Consider the following 18,346-nt stretch of genomic DNA (forward strand, 5'->3'; position numbering starts at 1 on the left):
TTTTATATATACTATTATTATATTATACACACCAAAGGAGAATGGTATGAGTAAAAGTCGTTTCCGTTTACATAGGAAAGCTCCTATGTTCGAAAAAAAGGAAATTTTTGGAATTCGTAAGTTTACGATAGGAGTTGCATCCGTCGGTATTGCGACAGCCTTTTTAATGTCTGGACCTGGTCAAACAGTTTATGCTGAGGAAGTGGCTACTCCTGCGGAAGCTATTATAACCAATGTTTCTGATCAGCCTGTCAAAACAGTTGAGCCAGCCCCAGTTGCAGAGGCTACGCCTACAGCCTTGGATATCACACCAAGTTCAGAAGAAACGGTGACTGAGTCCACATCAAATTCAACTGGAGTATCAGAAACAGTTGAGACTCCAGCAGTAACTGAGGTTGTTGAAACAGTAGATAATGCATCTGCAGAACCGCTGGCAACTACTGAAACACCCGTGGCAGAAAGAGCTGTAGCAGAAACAGCTACATTATCCACCCCAGCAGAAGCGCCAATTGAAGAAGGTAGTATTCGTCTGCACTTTGAAAATGTAGACGAAGTAGCACCAGAAAGTCAAGGTTTGTGGACTTGGGGAGGAGTTGAAACACCATCTGATGGAAATAAATGGCCAACTGATACGGTGAATTTCTCGAGTAGCCAAGTGGATGACTACGGCCATTATGTTGATATTAAAAAATCTGAGACACCAGGCACAATCGGTTATTTGGTCCTTAAAGATGGGGAAAAAATAACAGAATCGGACCAAAAAGTGGAGCTTCTTGTTCCGGAACAAAATGAGGCTTGGGTTGCTAGCGATTATACTGTTTCTAGCTATGAGCCACTCAAGGATGATAATGTTCTCCGCATCAATTACACACGTGAAGACAACAATTATGATGGTTGGGGCGTATGGACTTGGGGAGATACGACTGAGGCGAGTGATGGTTGGCCAGCTGGCGCTGTTGATTTTCAAATTGGGAAATACGGTGCTTATGTTGACATTCCTCTTTCGAATGGTTTAGATTCTAAGCTTGGATTTCTACTAATCAATCAGAATAATCCAGATCTTGCTGGCAATAAATCGATTGATTTAGCTTTTGCAGATCGTAAACGGCATAGCCAAATTTTCCTTCGAAACGATGACGACAAAGTTTACACAAATCCATATTTTATCGAAGAGAAAGTAGAATTAGATACAAGTAAAGCTACTCCGGGTACAAAAAATGTGACTGTTGAGGCTAGTAGCAAAGCACCATTCAACTACAATGAGAGCGGCTTGGTATTTGTTACTGTCACTAACCCTGAAAATGCTGAGATAGTTAAAATGGAAGTCGATACAAGTGCCATCGGTGGAGGCCTTGTACCAATCTCTTCTGAGCTCAATCGTGTGACCATTAAAGCGACGTCTAGCACAGCGCCAGGTACATATAGTCTTCCTGTAAAGGTCTATGACAAGGACAATGGTTACTACGAAACAAAATTGGATGTGACCATTACGGAGCGCATTAAGGCAGAAGGTGAAAAAGACTGGGATGAGCAAGTCATCTACTTCATGATGACCGACCGTTTCTACAATGGTGACGTTAGCAATGATCAGGTGGTTGACGGAGACGTGACCAATCCTCGCGGTCTTTACCAAGGTGGTGACTTCAAAGGAGTAACAGCCAAGCTGGATTACTTGAAAGAATTGGGTGTGGATTCTATCTGGTTGACTCCGATTGTAGAAAATATTCCGCAAAATGTTGGTAGCGCTACAGATGGGGATTATTATGCTTACCATGGTTATTGGGCATCCAATTTTGAGAAACTTAATCCACATTTGGGAAGTTTAGCTGATTTCCATGAATTGATTGATGCCGCAGCCGAAAAAGGCATCAATATTATTGTTGACGTAGTGCTTAACCATGCTGGCTATGGTACAGAAGAAACCTTTGCAGGTATGGTACGGACTAAGGAAGAAGATAAGCAGGGGGATGACCAGTTAGGTTCGCTTTCAGGACTACCTGACTTCAAGACAGAAGAAGCAGCTGTTCGCAATCAGTTGGTTGCTTGGCAGGCATCTTGGTTGGAACGCTCAACAACTGCCAAGGGCAACTCCATCTATGCTTTCCGTGTCGATACAGTCAAACACGTTGATGATACTACCTGGCAGAATTTCAAAAATGAATTGGTGGATAGAGACCCTGACTTCCACTTGATTGGGGAAACTTGGGGAGCTAACTATAAAGATACCAAGGGTGACTTGGGTATCGGTACTATGGATAGCTTGTTGGACTTTGGCTTCAAGGATATTGCCAAATATCTAGTCAATGGTCAACTGAAAGCAGCTGGAAAAGAGCTGGAAGAACGTAGCAAGGTTCTGACTAGTGCAGCTTCTCTGGGTCAATTCTTGGGCAGTCATGACGAAGATGGTTTCCTTTACAGTCTCGGTGGCGCAGAAAAAGAAGGAAATCTGGATAAATTGAAATTGGCTGCTAGTCTTTTGATTACTGCTAAAGGTCAGCCGGTCATCTACTACGGTGAAGAAGTGGGTCAATCGGGACAAAACAACTGGCCAGTTTATGACAATCGGTACGATTTCGATTGGAGTAAGGTAGAGACAAGTGACATAGAGGACCATTACCAAAAATTGTTGGCTTTCCGCAATGCCAATTCAACATTGCTCTCACGTGGTGATACAAGCACCCTTGCTGGAAATGATAGCCAAGGATGGCTTATCAGCAAACGCAGTTACCAAGATCAAGCTGCCTATCTTGTCTTCTCAACCAATACTGAGAGCAAGGAAATGGCGCTTGAAGTATCTGGCAAGGATGTAGTGGTCACAGATGCCTACACAGGAAAAACGTATCAAGCTATCGAGAAAGACGGTAAATGGGTTGTTCAAGTCGAACTTCCAACGATCGGTCAAGGTGGCACCATGCTCCTTCAGACTCAAGCAGGTGACATTGTCAATGCAAGTGTGCAAGGAGCGACTGAAGAGCCAATTGAAGCAGGCTACTTACGTGTTCACTTTAAAACTCTACCATCTGATAATCTATCTAGTCTAGGTCTATGGACATGGGATGATGTCGAAAAACCATCGTCAGATGTTGGGGCTTGGCCAACAGGTGCAACCAATTTCAGTACCGCTAAACAGGATGACTATGGCTATTATCTGGATATCAAGATGAAAGACGAAACAGCTAGCAAGATTAGTCTTTTGATTAATAACACTTCTGGTGAGAACATCACAGGTGATAAGATCATTGAACGGATTAGCACCAAGATGAATGAAGTTTGGTTTGATGAAAACTATCAACTCAGCCTCTATCAACCACTCAAAGAAGGCTATATCCGTATCAATTACTTCCGTACAGATGGCGATTATGACCAAAAAGGTCTCTGGATCTGGGGAGACGTGACTGATGTTGCCTTGGGTGACTGGCCAAATGGTATTGATTTTGAAAACCAAGGCAAGTACGGTGCCTATATTGATGTCAAATTGACAGATTTACCAAGTTCCATTGGCTTCTTGCTATTGGATGAAAGCAAGTCAGGAGATGATGTGAAGATTCAGCAGAAAGATTATAGCTTTACAGATTTGAAAAATCAGACACAAATCTTCCTCAAGGATGATGATGCGACTATTTACACCAACCCTTATTTTGTCAATAATGTTCGTGTAACAGGCGTTTCTCATGTTGGCCTGACAGCTCTAGAAGCAGCCTTTACAACGCTTGAAGGTGCGGATAAGGAAAGTATTTTAGAAAAATTGTCTGTAACAGATAAGAATGGTCAGACAGTTGCTGTGACGGACCTTGTCTTGGATGCTACAAGCAACAAGGTGCGAGTCCTCGGGGATTTCAACCAAGAAAATGCGGGCTATACCCTCAAATATGGCAATGATAGTTTCACAACAACTATGAGCTGGCAATTGAAGGATGAGCTCTATGCGTATGATGGGGAGCTTGGTGCGCGTGTGCGTCAGGCTGGTAGTGTCGTTGATATGACTCTCTGGTCTCCAAGTGCAGACAGTGTAGCAGTTGTTCTTTATGATAAGGATGACCAATCTAAGGTGGTCGGTAAATTGGCCATGACCAAGGGCGATAAGGGACAATGGGATCTTGAATTGAATGGTCAATCAGGTCTTGGTATTTCGGACTATCGTGGTTACTACTACCATTATGAAATCACTCGTGGGGATCAAGCTGTTCTTGTTTTAGATCCATATGCTAAATCTTTAGCGGAGTGGAATAGTGATTTGGCAGATACAGATCCATCTTATCGGATTGCCAAGGCTGCGATTGTGGATCCATCAGAAGTTGGTCCAAGTGGTTTGGACTATGCCACAATTCCTAGCTTCAATCAGCGTGAAGATGCCATTATCTATGAAGCCCATGTTCGTGACTTCACATCAGACCCTGCTATTTCTGATGAATTGACAGCTCAGTTCGGTACCTTTGCGGCCTTTGCAGAGCGACTCAGCTACCTCAAAGACCTGGGTGTGACCCATATTCAGCTGCTCCCAGTTATGAGCTACTATTATGTCAATGAATTGAAAAATGCAGAGCGGATGAGCGAGTACGCATCAAGCAACAGCAACTACAACTGGGGTTATGATCCACAGAGCTACTTTGCCTTTACAGGTATGTATTCTACAGATCCGACAGATCCAATGAAACGCATCGAGGAATTCAAAAACCTGGTCAATGAAATCCACAAACAAGGCATGGGTGTGATTTTGGATGTGGTCTATAACCACACTTCTAAGACCTTCTTATTTGAAGATTTAGAGCCAAACTATTACCACTTCATGGAGGCAGATGGTACGGCTAAATCAAGCTTTGGTGGTGGTCGTCTGGGAACTACTCACTACATGAGCCGTCGTGTCTTAGTTGATTCCATCAAGTATCTTGTGGATGAGTTTAAGGTAGATGGTTTCCGTTTCGATATGATGGGGGATCATGATGCCGAAGCAATTGAGCTGGCCTTTACTGAAGCTCAAAAACTCAATCCAAACATTATTATGCTTGGTGAAGGATGGAGAACTTTCACAGGCGATGCTAATCAGCCTGTTCAGCCAGCGGACCAAGACTGGATGAGCTCAACAGATACGGTTGCGGTATTCTCAGATGACATTCGTAACACACTTAAATCTGGTTATCCAAACGAAGGTCAGCCAGCCTTTATCACAGGTGGTGCTAAGAGTGTTGAGTCTGTCTTCAATAACATCAAGGCACAACCAGGCAACTTTTTGGCAGATGATCCAGGTGATGTGATCCAATATATTGCTGCGCATGATAACTTGACCCTCTTTGATATTATCGCTCAGTCCATCAAGAAGGATCCGTCAGTTGCTGAAAACTATACAGAAATTCACCAACGTCAACGCTTGGGTAATTTGCTAGTCTTGACTGCTCAAGGGACACCGTTTATCCATTCTGGTCAGGAGTATGGACGGACCAAACAGTTCCTTCACCCTGATTATCAGTACCCTGTAGCAGAAGATCAAGTGCCGAACAAAGCTCATTTGTTGACAAATGCTGATGGTACACCATTTGATTACCCATACTACATTCATGACTCTTACGATTCATCTGATGCCGTCAACAAATTTGACTGGACCAAAGCGACAGATGAGGCGCTCTATCCAGAGAATACCCGTACTCAGGCCTTTACAAAAGGATTGATTGCCTTGCGTAAATCTACAGATGCCTTCCGTTTGGGTACAAAAGACCAAGTCGATCAAATGGTTAGCTTGATTTCAATTCCAGGTCAAAATGGTATTGCTACAAATGATGTGGTTATTGCCTATCAAACTATTGCAAGCAACGGTGATCGCTATGCTGTCTTTGTCAATGCTGACAGTAAGGAACGTAGTTTTGTTCTTTCAGATATTTACAAAGACTTACTGCAGGGTCAAGTACTGGTTGACGGTGAACGTGCAGGTGTAGAAGCATTGTCTAATTTAGTGGGTGTCGAATTGACTGATAGCGCAGTTGTTCTTGCACCTTTGACTGCAACAGTGATTCGTTTGCCTTATATCATCACAGAAGTTCCAGATACAGCACCTACTGCTGAAGAAAAACCAACCTTAGACTTTACTACGAAAGAACGTACAGAAGAATCTGTCCTTCCGATTGCAGAGGAAGTTCGCTATGATGCAACTCTCGCAAAAGGTCAATCTTATGTGCTTCAAGAAGGTAAGGCAGGTAAGAGAGTCTTGGTTTATCAAGATGTCTTGGTTGACGGCAAGGTGACCGCTACTAACTTGTTATCAGAAACAGTTGTAGATGGCGAGGCACGGATTGTTGTTCAAGGTAGTTTAGTTACAGAAGTTCCAGATACAGCACCTACTGCTGAAGAAAAACCAACCCTAGACTTTACTACGAAAGAACGTACAGAAGAATCTGTCCTTCCGATTGTAGAGGAAGTTCGCTATGATGCAACTCATGCAAAAGGTCAATCTTATGTGCTTCAAGAAGGTAAAGCAGGTAAGAGAGTCTTGGTTTATCAAGATGTCTTGGTTGACGGCAAGGTAATTGCTACTAACTTGTTATCAGAAACAGTTGTAGATGGTGAAGCACGCATTCTTGTCCAAGGTAGTAAGGAAATAACACAAGAGGTAGCTAAGTCAGATCCAATTGTTAAGCAAGAAGAATTAAAACCAAGTTTTTCTACTCCAACAGCTCAAGTGTCTGAACAAACTACAAGTGCATCAAACAAAGAAAGCCTACCAGCTACAGGTGACCGACAAACTGATTTGGCACTTCTAGGTCTCGGACTTGCTGGACTTGGTTTGACAGTTGCTGCACAAGGAAGAAACAAAAAATCAGAAGAATAGTATTCTTCGGTCGTAACAATAGTTTTTACAGTTTTTGGGAAAAGCTCAAAATGTAGCAAAAATTATTGAGATAGACCACATTATAAAACGCATAGAATCAACGGTTCAAGTGACATACTGATTCTATGCGTTTTTTAATGGGCTCTTTGTCAACTGTAGTGGGTAGATGAAAAGCTAACATCTAGAGAGGACGAACTTCGTTCTCTCTTTCTTTATGTTCAAAGCAATCAAAATCCGTTTTTTAAAGTTTTCAAAGTTCCTGAAACCAAAGGCATTTCTCTTAATGACTTTGATGAGATTATTGGTAGCTTCCAGTTTGGCGTTGGAATAAGGCAATTCTAGTACATTTAAAACCTTGTCTTTATCCTTTAGAAATGTCTTAAATACTGTCTGGAAAATAGGATTAACAGTGGCTATTTCCTGTTCAATGAGTTCAAAGAAATGACCTGAATTTTTCTCTTGGAAATGGAACAAAAGAAGTTGGTAGAGTTCATAGTGCTGTCGGAGGTCATCTGAGTAAGATAGGAGTTTTTCTAGAATTTCTTTGTTAGTCAAGTGCATCCGAAACATAGGGCGATAAAATCGTTTATCGCTGAGTTTACGGCTATCTTGTTGTATCAATTTCCAGTAGCGTTTCAAAGCTCGGTATTCCTGCGATTTTCTATCAAGTTGATTCATGATTTGGATGCGGACACGGTTCATAGCACGACTAAGGTGTTGCACGATATGAAAGCGATCGAGTACAATTTTTTCATTTGGGAGTGAAACAGTCTGAGAATAGACTGTTTCAGCCTGAGCTTAGAAATTGGAAAGCGAAGGAGGCAGCCAATTTGTAGTAGGGACTAAACATATCCATGGTAATGACTTTGACGCGATTTCTAACCTTTCTAGGATAGCGTAGAAAGTGGTTTCGGATGGTTGCTTGAGTTCTTCCGTCCAGAATGGCGATGACATTTAGGGAGTCGAAATCTTGAGCGATAAAGCTCATTTTCCCCTTTTTGAAGGCATACTCGTCCCAGCTCATCACCTCAGGTAAGGTATTCCAATCCGTTTCAAACTTGAATTCATTGAGTTTTCTCATAACTGATGATGTTGAGATAGATAGCCTGTGTGCAATATGTTGCATTGCTTGATTTTCGATGAGTAATTGGGCGATCTTCTGGTTAACAGCGACTGAAATTTGGTGGTTCTTCTTAACAAGAGGAGTTTCAGCGACAGCCATTTTTCCGCAATCTTTACACTTGAAGCGACGCTTTCTAAGGCGGATAAGTAGCGGGTAGCCAGCAGTTTCTAGGTAGGGGATTTTAGAGGCTTTCTGGAAGTCGTATTTGGCCATTTGTCCCTTGCATTTTGAGCATTTAGGGGCTGTATAATCCAAGTGACCGTGGAGTTCTAAGTGAGTTCCCTTATCAAATTCATCAGTGATAAGGATATTTTGGTCTTTAATTCTAAGAAAATTTGTGATAAGATTTAGTTGTTCCATGTGAGTCTTTCTAATGTCAGTTTCGTCGCTTTTCATTATAGGTCATATGGGACTTTTTTCTATACTCAAAAAGGCTCCATAATCTCTACAGTGGATTTACCCACTACAGTCTTATAGAGCCCGAAAAAGTGAGATCACTAACGCAAAAGTGACCTCACTTTTTATTTACCTTTACGAATAGAATCAATGGAGGTAAGTTTATGTTTGATTGGATTATGGATTTTATTGAGGATAAAAAGGTGTGGGTGGTAAGCCTAGTTTTAGGGGGTCTAGCGATGATACTTGCTGTATTTCTTTTGTTAGAAAAGACTCCTACCACTGAGTCCCAAACTCAACTTATGAGTTCAACCATTGAAAGTTCAATATTGACTTCTTCGGTTTCAAGTCATGAAGAAAGAGAAGCTAGTGATGAGCTTGTGGTTGATATCAAAGGTGCTATTCAAAAGGAGGGGGTCTATCACCTTAAACAAGGTAGTCGGGTGACAGATTTAGTCGAAAAAGCAGGAGGCTTAACGCAAGATGCTGATAAAAAAAGGATCAACTTAGCTGCTAAGCTCACGGATGAAGAAGTTATTTATGTTGCGCGTGAAGGTGAGGAAGGTGTAGATGACGTTTCTGTAGCTTCTTCAATGTCATCAGATTCTTCTCAGACTTCAAGTGAAAAACAAATCAATCTTAATAAGGCTACAGTCACTGATTTAACCAGTATTTCAGGTATCGGTGAGAAACGAGCACAAGATATTATTGATTACCGTGAACAAAATGGTGGTTTTCAGTCTATTGAGGATTTGAAAAATATCTCAGGTATTGGCGAAAAAACGTTTGAAAAGTTAAAGGATAATGTCAGTGTGGATTAAAATCTTTCCTTTAAAGCCCATTGAAATAGCATTTTTGTTGATTTGGCTATACGGGAGTTTTTACCTTCAAAATTGGTACTTACTCCCTATTTTTTTAGTATATTTACTTTGGATTGTTGTTAGTCGTGGACTTAAGTTAGGAGTCAGGCTAGTTTTAACGTTACTCCCTTTTGCTCTTTTCTTTTTATTTTTAAATTGGAAAGTGGATCTCTCATACCACTCAGCTCCTAAAGAGCTCACACAAATCACTATGCTCGTTGATACCATTAAAGTTAATGGTGATAGTTTGTCTTTTAGAGGACAAAATTCAGGAAGGACTTATCAGGCTTATTATCAATTGCAATCTGAGCAGGAACAAGCTTACTTTAAACGTTTGGATCAAACGGTCTTATTGATGGTTGAGGCTAAGACGCAAGAAGCTGAAAGAAGACGGAATTTTTCTGGCTTTGATTATCGAGCCTATTTGAAGTCGCAGAAAATTTATCGAACGCTTAAGGTTTCAAAGATTAAATCTATTCACAAGACAAGCAAATGGAACATAAGATGGCAAATTGCACAGTGGCGACGACAATTATTGGTTTTTATTGAGACGCATTTTCCAGCGCCTATGCGACATTATATGACAGGTTTACTCTTGGGTTATTTAGATGTCAGTTTTGATGAAATGGAAGATCTTTATTCTAATTTGGGAATTATTCATCTTTTTGCTTTATCAGGAATGCAAGTGGGCTTTTTTATGAATAGAGTGCGCTATGTTATCTTAAGGTTCGGGGTGACACAGGAACATTCATTTTGGCTACAGATTCCTCTCTCCTTTTTATATGCAGGTTTAACAGGTTACTCCATCTCTGTTATCAGAAGTCTTTTACAACTTAGCCTGTCTCTAATGGGCTATAAAAAACTAGATAATTTTGCCCTGACCTTAATTTTACTAATGCTTATCCTACCAAATGCCTTGGCCAGCACTGGAGCGGTCTTAAGTCTAGCTTATGCCTTTATTTTAACTATTATGAATTGGGAGCATTTGAAAGGGGTTAAAAAGCTACTAGCAGAAGTCATGACCATTAGTTTAGGGATTTTACCATTTTTAATGTGGTACTTTGCAAATTTCCAACCCTTATCTATTATCTTAACAGCTCTTTTTGCTTTAGTATTTGATTTCCTCATTTTGCCGCTTTTGAGTATGGTCTTACTATTAAGTCCCTTATTTGTTATGGATTGGTGGAATCCTTGTTTTGAGTGGTTGGAAGTTGTGATTCGTTTTGTCGCTAACTATTCCCCAAAGCCACTGATATTAGGCACTCCAATGTTGATAGTTGGTGCGGGCATGTTATTTTTTCTAGCGCTATGGCATGATTTTTATTTTGTTAAAAGCTGGCGCAGACTTAGTATTTGTTGTTTGCTTTGCTTATTTTGTTTTACCAAGCAACCTCTAACCAATGAAATTACTATTGTTGATGTTGGGCAGGGAGATAGTATTTTTATAAGAGATCAAAAAGGAAAAACAATTTTGATTGATGTAGGAGGCAAAGTTAATTTTAAGGCTCAGGAAAAATGGCGGAAAAAGGTATTGGATACGAATGCCGATAGAACCTTAATCCCTTATTTAAAAAGCAGAGGAGTAGGTAAAATTGATCAATTGGTATTGACCCACACCGATACTGATCATGTTGGTGACTTAGAATCGGTAGCAGATGCTTTTACGATTGGAGAGATTTTAGTCAGTCCAGGGGCTTTAGGGAAAGTAGATTTTGCAAGACGTTTACAGGCACTAGGTTATCCTGTTAGCGTGGTACAGGCAGGAGATCGCTTATCTATAATGGGAAGTTCCTTGCAGGTTTTATATCCTTTTTCAGTAGGAGATGGCGGTAATAATGATTCTATTGTCTTATATGGAGAATTGCTATCTAAGCGATTTTTATTTACAGGTGATCTGGAAGATGGAGAATTGGACTTGATCAAAGCCTATCCCAGCCTTGATATTGATGTTTTGAAAGCAGGGCATCATGGATCAAAAGGGTCGTCCTATCCAGAATTTTTAGCACAGGTCACACCAGAGATTGCGCTGATATCTGCAGGAAAAAACAATCGCTACAAACATCCACACCAAGAAACTTTAGAGCGTTTTGAGAAAGCAAAAATACGTGTTTATCGAACTGATCAACAAGGCGCTATACGGTTTAGAGGGCGTAAAAGCTGGACGATTGAAACGGTGAGGTGAGTGTATTTTTTCAACAAAAATGTTATAATAAGACTCAGTTTTTAACATCAGGGAAAGTACAGGTGAAATTTTTACTGGAGAGTTTTCTATAAGATAAAGCATTAGAAAGTAATAAAAGGTATAGGAAGAAGAGGAAAAGATGTCTTATTTAGTTGATTATGAAAAAAGAGGAAAAATAATACCAGCTAAACACTTTGTGCTATTAAGTCAGTCGCCAAGAAGACGGCAATTATTATCTTTTTTATCTCCAGAGATTGCATCTGTTGAAGTGGATGAACGTGGTATTGAAGCTACTTATATGGAGAAATTGAAGCATTTGCCTTTTTTAGAGCGTGCTGCTAGGACGTGTTGTGAGATTTCTAAAGCCAAGTCAGCTGGAAAAGATGATAAGGAAACCTTGTATATTTCAGCTGATACCATGGTGGTTTTTAATGATCGCATCTATAACAAGCCGAAAAATCAAGAAGAAGCAAGAGAGATGTTTTACTCATATTTTGGACATAAGCATCATGTGGTGACTTCGGTTTGTTTACGGACACGAGATGCCATAGAGGTATTTTATACCATAGCAGAGGTAAGTTTTGTTAAGTACTATCCTGCTTTACAACCAGTCATCGAAGATTACCTATCTTCTAGATCTCCCATGGATAAGGCTGGTGCTTATGGTTTTCAAGATTTAGATCCTCGTTTTATAGACTATGTTGCAGGTGATATTCATACTATTATTGGTTTGCCTGTGGCAGAAGTGTCTAAACGAATATATTCATAAGACACCGTTATCTAATGGTGTCTTATTTAATAATAGAAATAGTGATGTCATCATTATTGGATAAAGTATGGGAGCAAGGGTGTAAAGAAAGGGAACTTGAATGTCGTTAATCTGAAATCTATGAGTGTTAAAAATTATGGTAGAATAGATAAGAAGTTAGGATGGAGGAGATGTGATGAAAAAATTAGGATTAGCCTTTATTGTAATCCTATGCGGGTTACTCATACCTGTTAGGATTCAGGCAGAGGATCTTTTGACCATGACCAAGGATGCGGGTTATAAGGTATCTAAGACAGATTTACCAAAGGCTTATATTCTTGTTGATTTGGAGACTGGTCAAATTTTAGAAGAAAACAATAGTGAGCTTAGCCGTGATCCAGCTAACTTAACAAAATTAATGACAGTTTATCTTGTATTGGAGGCTGTTGAAAATGGGCAATTGAAATTGGAGAAGAAAATTAATCTCAATACCAGTCTTAGCTACAGCCCTAATTATTACACTGTTGAAGACTTAGTAGCGCTAAGTTTGATTTCTTCTTCTAATGATGCCGCAATAGCTTTAGCTTCTACTCTGCAGACTTTGACAGGTACTGATTTCGTTGAGAGTATGAACCAAAAAGCTAAGGATTTAGGAATGTCGCACACTAAATTTGTCAACGAAACAGGTGCTGCATCACTAAACGGAGAGACCACTCAAAGCGTCACGACAGCTAGAGATCTCGCTCTTTTAAGTTATGATATATTAACGAATTATCCAGAGGTGTTAACCTACACAGAGCAGACGACCTATACCATCCAAAAAGGGACGGCATCTGAAGAAATTCTTACCTCCTATAACCACTCACTTGAAGGTGATGCAGAGGGTCTTGGGATGTCAGGGGTCAATGGTTTGATAACAGGTTCTAGTGCTAATGCTGGTTTTAATGCAATCGTAACAGCTAAACGAAATAATCGCCAGTTGATTAGTGTTGTTTTAGGAGTTGGAGATTGGAATAATCAAGAAGGGGTTTATACACGTCATTATTTTGCGAATACCTTACTGGAGCATGGTTTTTCAGATTTTTCTTATCAGTTATTAGCCAAAAAAGGAGAGTATGAACTAGCTGGTCAAACTTATGACCTTAATAATAATCTGTATGGTCTGATTAAAAAAGGAGAGAGTAAACCTAAGTTAGAAGTGACAGATGGCTATCTTCACCTGAAATCTTCTAGCAGTTCTTCCTTGTTGACACCTCCAAAAGGGGTCAAAGCAACTCTTGTCAAAAAAGGTCTATTTAGCTCTAAATCTTCAACCAAAGATTATCCTTTTGTGGACATCATGTTTTATATTGGCTTACTCACGACGATAGCTGTTCTTATAGGAATGACATTTTTTGAACAACTCCGCCAGTTGATTAAAAGATAAATAGTGTTATGATGTAAAATAAAAACAGGAAATGAAGATTTTTAGGGATCCCCACTTCGCTTCCTGTTTTATTTTTAGATTTGGTATAATAGATATTATGTTAGCGATTGAAAAAATAAAAAAACTAAAGCGCGATCATCTTCCACAGATTACTCTTGTCACAGGGGAGGATCTTGGTCAATTTGCGGTGATGAAACAAGCCTTACTTCAAGCTATTGCTTATGATCCTTCGGATCTCACCTATTCTTATTTTGATCTAGCAGAGACGGATTATTCTCTTATTGATATGGATTTACAGAGTTTACCTTTTTTTGCAGATCAAAAGGTGGTTATTTTAGATCACGTTTTGGATTTAACCACCCAGAAAAAGTCCTACTTAAGTGATAATGAAGCAAAACAGTTTGAAACTTATTTAGAACAACCTGTTGAGACCACGCGATTGCTGATTTTCGCGCCAGGAAAGTTAGATGGTAAGCGCCGTTTGGTCAAACTATTAAAGCGCGATGCCATGATTTTTGAAGCTGAGGCATTAAAGGAAGCTGAGTTAAAAACTTATTTTCAAAAATTAGCCCACGAAAAAGGACTGGTGTTTGAAACAGGGGCATTTGATACCCTTTTGATAAAGTCAAACTTTGACTTTAGTGAGCTGGAAAAGAACTTGGTGTTTTTGGCATCTTACAAATCTTCTGGTCAGATTAGTCAGCAAGATATTTCAGAAGCTATTCCTAAAACGTTACAAGATAATCTTTTTGATTTGATTCATTTTGTTTTGACAAAAAAAGTAGATCAAGCAAGAGATTTAGTTAAGGATTTAGTCTTGCAAGGAGAAGATGAGGTGAAGTTGTTGTCTATTTTAATAGGACAATTTCGATTGTTTTTGCAAACAAAGCTGTTATTACAAAAAGGACAATCAGAAAATCAGATTGTAAAAGAGCTGTCTGATTATTTAGGGCGCCGTGTTAATCCTTATCAGGTACGATTTGCTATTAGAGATTCTAGGACCTTATCTGTGGATTTTCTAAAAAAGAGTCTCTTGCTTCTGATTGAAACCGACCGTGATATCAAAACAGGGCGTTTGGAGAAGGGTTATCTATTTGAGGTTGCTTTATTAAAAATCATGTCTCTTCTTTAAGCAGATTGTTTGAATTCATCACTTTTTTGCGTTATGATTATGTCAGATGAAATAATGAAAGAGGTACCAACATGGCAATTATTTTACCAGATCTTCCGTATGCATATGATGCTTTAGAACCTTATATTGACGCTGAAACAATGACACTTCATCATGATAAGCATCATGCGACTTATGTGGCAAATGTCAATGCAGCACTAGAAAAACATCCAGAAATTGGTGAGGACTTAGTAGCTCTTCTTTCCGATGTTGAACAAATTCCAGCTGATATCCGCCAAGCTGTGATTAATAATGGTGGTGGTCATCTCAATCATGCACTCTTTTGGGAATTACTTTCTCCAGAAAAAACAGAGATTTCAGCAGAATTAGCAGCTGAAATTAATGCAACTTTTGGTTCTTTTGAAGCTTTCCAAGAAGCTTTTACAGCTGCTGCAACAACTCGTTTTGGATCAGGTTGGGCATGGCTTGTTGTAAATCAAGAAGGTCAACTTGAAGTGCTTTCAACGCCTAACCAGGATACACCTATTATGGATGGGAAAAAACCAATCTTGGCGCTTGATGTTTGGGAACATGCTTATTACTTAAATTACCGCAATGTTCGTCCAAATTATATCAAGGCTTTCTTTGAGATTATCAACTGGAACAAGGTTGAGGAGTTGTACCAAGCTGCTAAATAAACAGTGATAAAGTAAGCATTAGTTTGAACACAAAAACAGAGATTTACCGATATCGAGATGAGTCTCTGTTTTTTATTTTTTTGTAAAATATTTAACAAAAACTTTATCTTTTAATAAAAAACTAATGATATATTATAAAAAAGTAAATAGGGCTTGCTATTTTAGAAATAATTTTTTATAATACGAAGGTTGGGAGAATTATTGTGAGAAAAAAAGTTTTATCAATTATTTGTAAGAGTACACTCACCCTAGTGGTGACCATGGGTTCTATTAGCCAATCTTCCCTTGTTTATGCACAAGAGAAAGACACACAGAAAGTGGAAAATTGGTTGTCTCAGCTAGTAACAGAAGATTTAATCTCTGAGACTACTAAATCCATTTTTAGTGGCAAAAAGACTGATACGAGTGTAGAAGAAGAAACCGTAAAGGAAACTAAGAAAAGTCAAGCAGCAAAAGATTCTGTGATGCAAGCTGATTTAGCGACGATGTCATCTTACGGTTTATACTATGACTATGCACACTTGAGTTTGGAAGATACGATTAAAGCTTATTTGGATGAGCATGGCATTCCACATTCTAGCATTGCTTTTTCTTATAAAAATACCAAAACTGGTGAAACTTTTTCAATGAATGACACACAGGCTATGACTGCGGGAAGTACTTATAAATTACCTCTTAATATGTTAGTCGTTGACGAAGTAGAAAAGGGTAATCTAAGTTTAGATGAAAAATTTGACATTACAGGAACAACTTACGAGTATGAGGGAGAGCATGATGCTTATGTTTCCGCTTTCAATGGTCAGATGACTATCCCAGACATGCAGGAATATTCTTTGGTTTATTCTGAAAATACACCAGCTTATGCTCTTGCCGAAAGATTAGGTGGTATGGATAAAGCCTACAGTATGTTCGATCGTTATGGAGAGTCAAAAGCAGAGATTAAAACCATTAGCCGGCAAAATAAGACAACTACCGACTATTATATTCAAGTCTTAAATTACCTATGGCAACATCAGAAGAAATATTCTGATATCTTATCCTTTTTGGGTCAATCTTTCCCAGGAACTTATTATAAAACTTATCTGAATGATTTAACGATTTATCAAAAACCTGGATATGTTGGTGAGGCTTTAAATGTGGATGCCATTGTACTTGAAGAGGTACCTTATTTAATCGCCCTATATACAGCTGGACTAGGTGGTTCGACTGAATATAGTACAGAGATTAGTAATGAGGGACTTCTGCAAGTGGGTCAGCTAGCTTATGTGATTAATGAATGGCACCGTGTCAATATGAATTAAAGTGAACGAGACTATCAGTAATAGGAGAGATTAACCGAATCAGTGGGGTTAATCTCTTTATTTTTACTTTTTCTATTGTATTATTTAAATAATACTGATATAATAAAATTATAGAAAGGGTGATAAAAATGGAAGAGACATTTGTTAATGGATTATTTTTAGGTTTTTGGGGTGTGTCAGTAATCTTTTCATTTATCTGGTGGATTCTGACGATTATTTCAAATATTCTTCTTTTTAGTAAGGCTGGATATGCGGGTTGGAAATCAATTGTTCCAATTTACAATTTTTATATCCAACAATGTATTACTTTTGGAAAAGAAAAAGGTATTTTTGCTCTCTTATTGATCGTACCTTTGGTAGGTCAAGTTTATGGCGTTTACCTCTACTATTCTTATGCGCGTGCTTTTGGATTATCACAAGTTCAAGCGGTGCTATATATTTTCTTTGCACCATTATTTAATGTTTATATGGCTTTTAGTGATAACGTCACTTATGATGGGCCTCGTGCGTTCTTTATCGATTAATAAAAAAAGCTCCTTGATAGCCATCAGGGAGCTTTTTGAGTCATTTTTATTTTACAAACATGGCATCACCAAAACTGAAGAAACGGTAGTGTTCCTCAACAGCATGTTTATAAGCCTCTAGAGTAAATTCTCTGCCGGCAAAGGCTGAAACCAGCATGACCAGAGTTGACTTTGGAAGATGAAAGTTAGTTGAAAAAGCATCAACGACTTTAAATTGGTAACCTGGTTTGATAAAGATATTGGTCCAGCCAGATTCAGCTTGTAGTTTGCCTTGATACTTTTGTCCAATGGTTTCCAACGTGCGAATTGAAGTCGTTCCAACTGCGATGATACGTCCTCCTTTTTCTTTGACTTGGTTTAGGGTATCAGCAGCTTCTTGAGATAAGGTGTAAAACTCAGAATGCATCTCATGCTCATCAAGATTCTCAACAGAGACTGGTCTAAAGGTACCAAGACCGACATGAAGGGTCAGGTAAACCAACTTAACCCCTTTAGCCTCAATTTTTTCAAGAAGCTCTTGAGTAAAATGCAGACCAGCGGTTGGGGCAGCCGCAGAGCCATTTTCTTTAGCATAAACGGTTTGGTACCGTTCACGATCTTCTAATTTCTCGTGAATGTAGGGAGGAAGAGGCATCTCACCTAAACTTTCTAGAACTTCAAGAAAAATACCCTTGTAGGAGAATTCGACAATACGTCCACCATGTTCTAATTCCTCAACGATAGTTGCCATCAAGCGTCCATCACCGAAAGACACTTGACTGCCAACTTTTAGGCGTTTAGCAGGCTTGGCGAGAACTTCCCATTGGTCTGCATGAAGATTTTTTAAGAGAAGCAGTTCCACATGACCGTGGGTATCAGGTTTCTCACCATAAAGGCGAGCAGGAAGAACGCGCGTGTTGTTCATAACTAACGCGTCTCCCTCATTGAGTTCATCGATAATATGGTCAAAATGGCTATCTGTCATGCTCTGCTTTTCTTTATCAATAATCAACAGTTTTGAGCTGTCACGTTTTTCAAGTGGGGTTTGTGCAATCAGCTCATCTGGTAAGTGGAAATCAAAATCCTTAGTATTCAAAATAGTCTCCTTAGAACAAGTATTTTAGCTCATCTATTATACCATGTTCGCCCTTATCCGTCAGTTTTAAATGATATGATGAGGG

At 39.2% G+C, this 18,346-nt stretch carries 10 protein-coding genes and 1 pseudogene; 9 read left to right on the plus strand and 2 right to left on the minus strand.

Features of this window, described 5'->3' with window-relative positions; translation table 11 throughout:
- Nucleotides 1-46: 46 nt before the first annotated feature.
- Entirely contained in the window at nt 47-6,817 is a 6,771-nt protein-coding gene (locus tag ACQRDX_RS00235; protein WP_427893528.1) for a pullulanase, read from the plus strand.
- A 174-nt stretch (nt 6,818-6,991) separates the two neighbouring features.
- Here the strand turns inward: ACQRDX_RS00235 and ACQRDX_RS00240 are convergent.
- A pseudogene (locus ACQRDX_RS00240) lies at nt 6,992-8,300 on the minus strand (transposase).
- A gap of 200 nt (nt 8,301-8,500) precedes the next feature.
- On the opposite strand from ACQRDX_RS00240, the gene ACQRDX_RS00245 reads away from it, so the two are divergent.
- From ACQRDX_RS00245 to ACQRDX_RS00280, 8 genes are all read left to right on the plus strand, one after another.
- Nucleotides 8,501-9,157, plus strand: a complete 657-nt coding sequence (locus ACQRDX_RS00245; protein WP_427893530.1) for a helix-hairpin-helix domain-containing protein — start codon at nt 8,501-8,503, stop codon at nt 9,155-9,157.
- Nucleotides 9,147-11,378: a DNA internalization-related competence protein ComEC/Rec2 gene (locus ACQRDX_RS00250; RefSeq protein WP_427893532.1), complete on the plus strand. Its 2,232-nt coding sequence runs from the start codon at nt 9,147-9,149 to the stop codon at nt 11,376-11,378. Before ACQRDX_RS00245 ends, ACQRDX_RS00250 begins: the two co-directional genes overlap by 11 nt.
- A gap of 139 nt (nt 11,379-11,517) precedes the next feature.
- Entirely contained in the window at nt 11,518-12,147 is a 630-nt protein-coding gene (locus ACQRDX_RS00255; protein ID WP_427893534.1) for a Maf family protein, read from the plus strand.
- 175 nt (nt 12,148-12,322) lie between these two features.
- Nucleotides 12,323-13,552 (plus strand): DUF1958 domain-containing protein, encoded by a 1,230-nt coding sequence (locus tag ACQRDX_RS00260; protein WP_427893536.1) that lies wholly within the window; start codon nt 12,323-12,325, stop codon nt 13,550-13,552.
- A gap of 97 nt (nt 13,553-13,649) precedes the next feature.
- A complete protein-coding gene (gene holA, locus ACQRDX_RS00265; protein WP_427893538.1) occupies nt 13,650-14,684 on the plus strand; it encodes a DNA polymerase III subunit delta in 1,035 nt (344 codons plus the stop codon).
- A gap of 71 nt (nt 14,685-14,755) precedes the next feature.
- Nucleotides 14,756-15,361 (plus strand): superoxide dismutase SodA, encoded by a 606-nt coding sequence (gene sodA, locus ACQRDX_RS00270; RefSeq protein ID WP_354367369.1) that lies wholly within the window; start codon nt 14,756-14,758, stop codon nt 15,359-15,361.
- 260 nt (nt 15,362-15,621) lie between these two features.
- A complete protein-coding gene (locus ACQRDX_RS00275) occupies nt 15,622-16,662 on the plus strand; it encodes a serine hydrolase (RefSeq protein ID WP_427893624.1) in 1,041 nt (346 codons plus the stop codon).
- Nucleotides 16,663-16,790: 128 nt separating this feature from the next.
- Nucleotides 16,791-17,186 (plus strand): DUF5684 domain-containing protein, encoded by a 396-nt coding sequence (locus tag ACQRDX_RS00280; protein ID WP_354367365.1) that lies wholly within the window; start codon nt 16,791-16,793, stop codon nt 17,184-17,186.
- Nucleotides 17,187-17,232: 46 nt separating this feature from the next.
- Here the strand turns inward: ACQRDX_RS00280 and queA are convergent, their stop codons facing one another.
- Entirely contained in the window at nt 17,233-18,261 is a 1,029-nt protein-coding gene (gene queA / locus ACQRDX_RS00285; RefSeq protein ID WP_427893541.1) for a tRNA preQ1(34) S-adenosylmethionine ribosyltransferase-isomerase QueA, read from the minus strand.
- Nucleotides 18,262-18,346 lie beyond the last annotated feature (85 nt).

The organism is Streptococcus sp. SGI.013 (assembly GCF_050315295.1).
Classification (GTDB): Bacteria; Bacillota; Bacilli; order Lactobacillales; family Streptococcaceae; genus Streptococcus; species Streptococcus porcorum.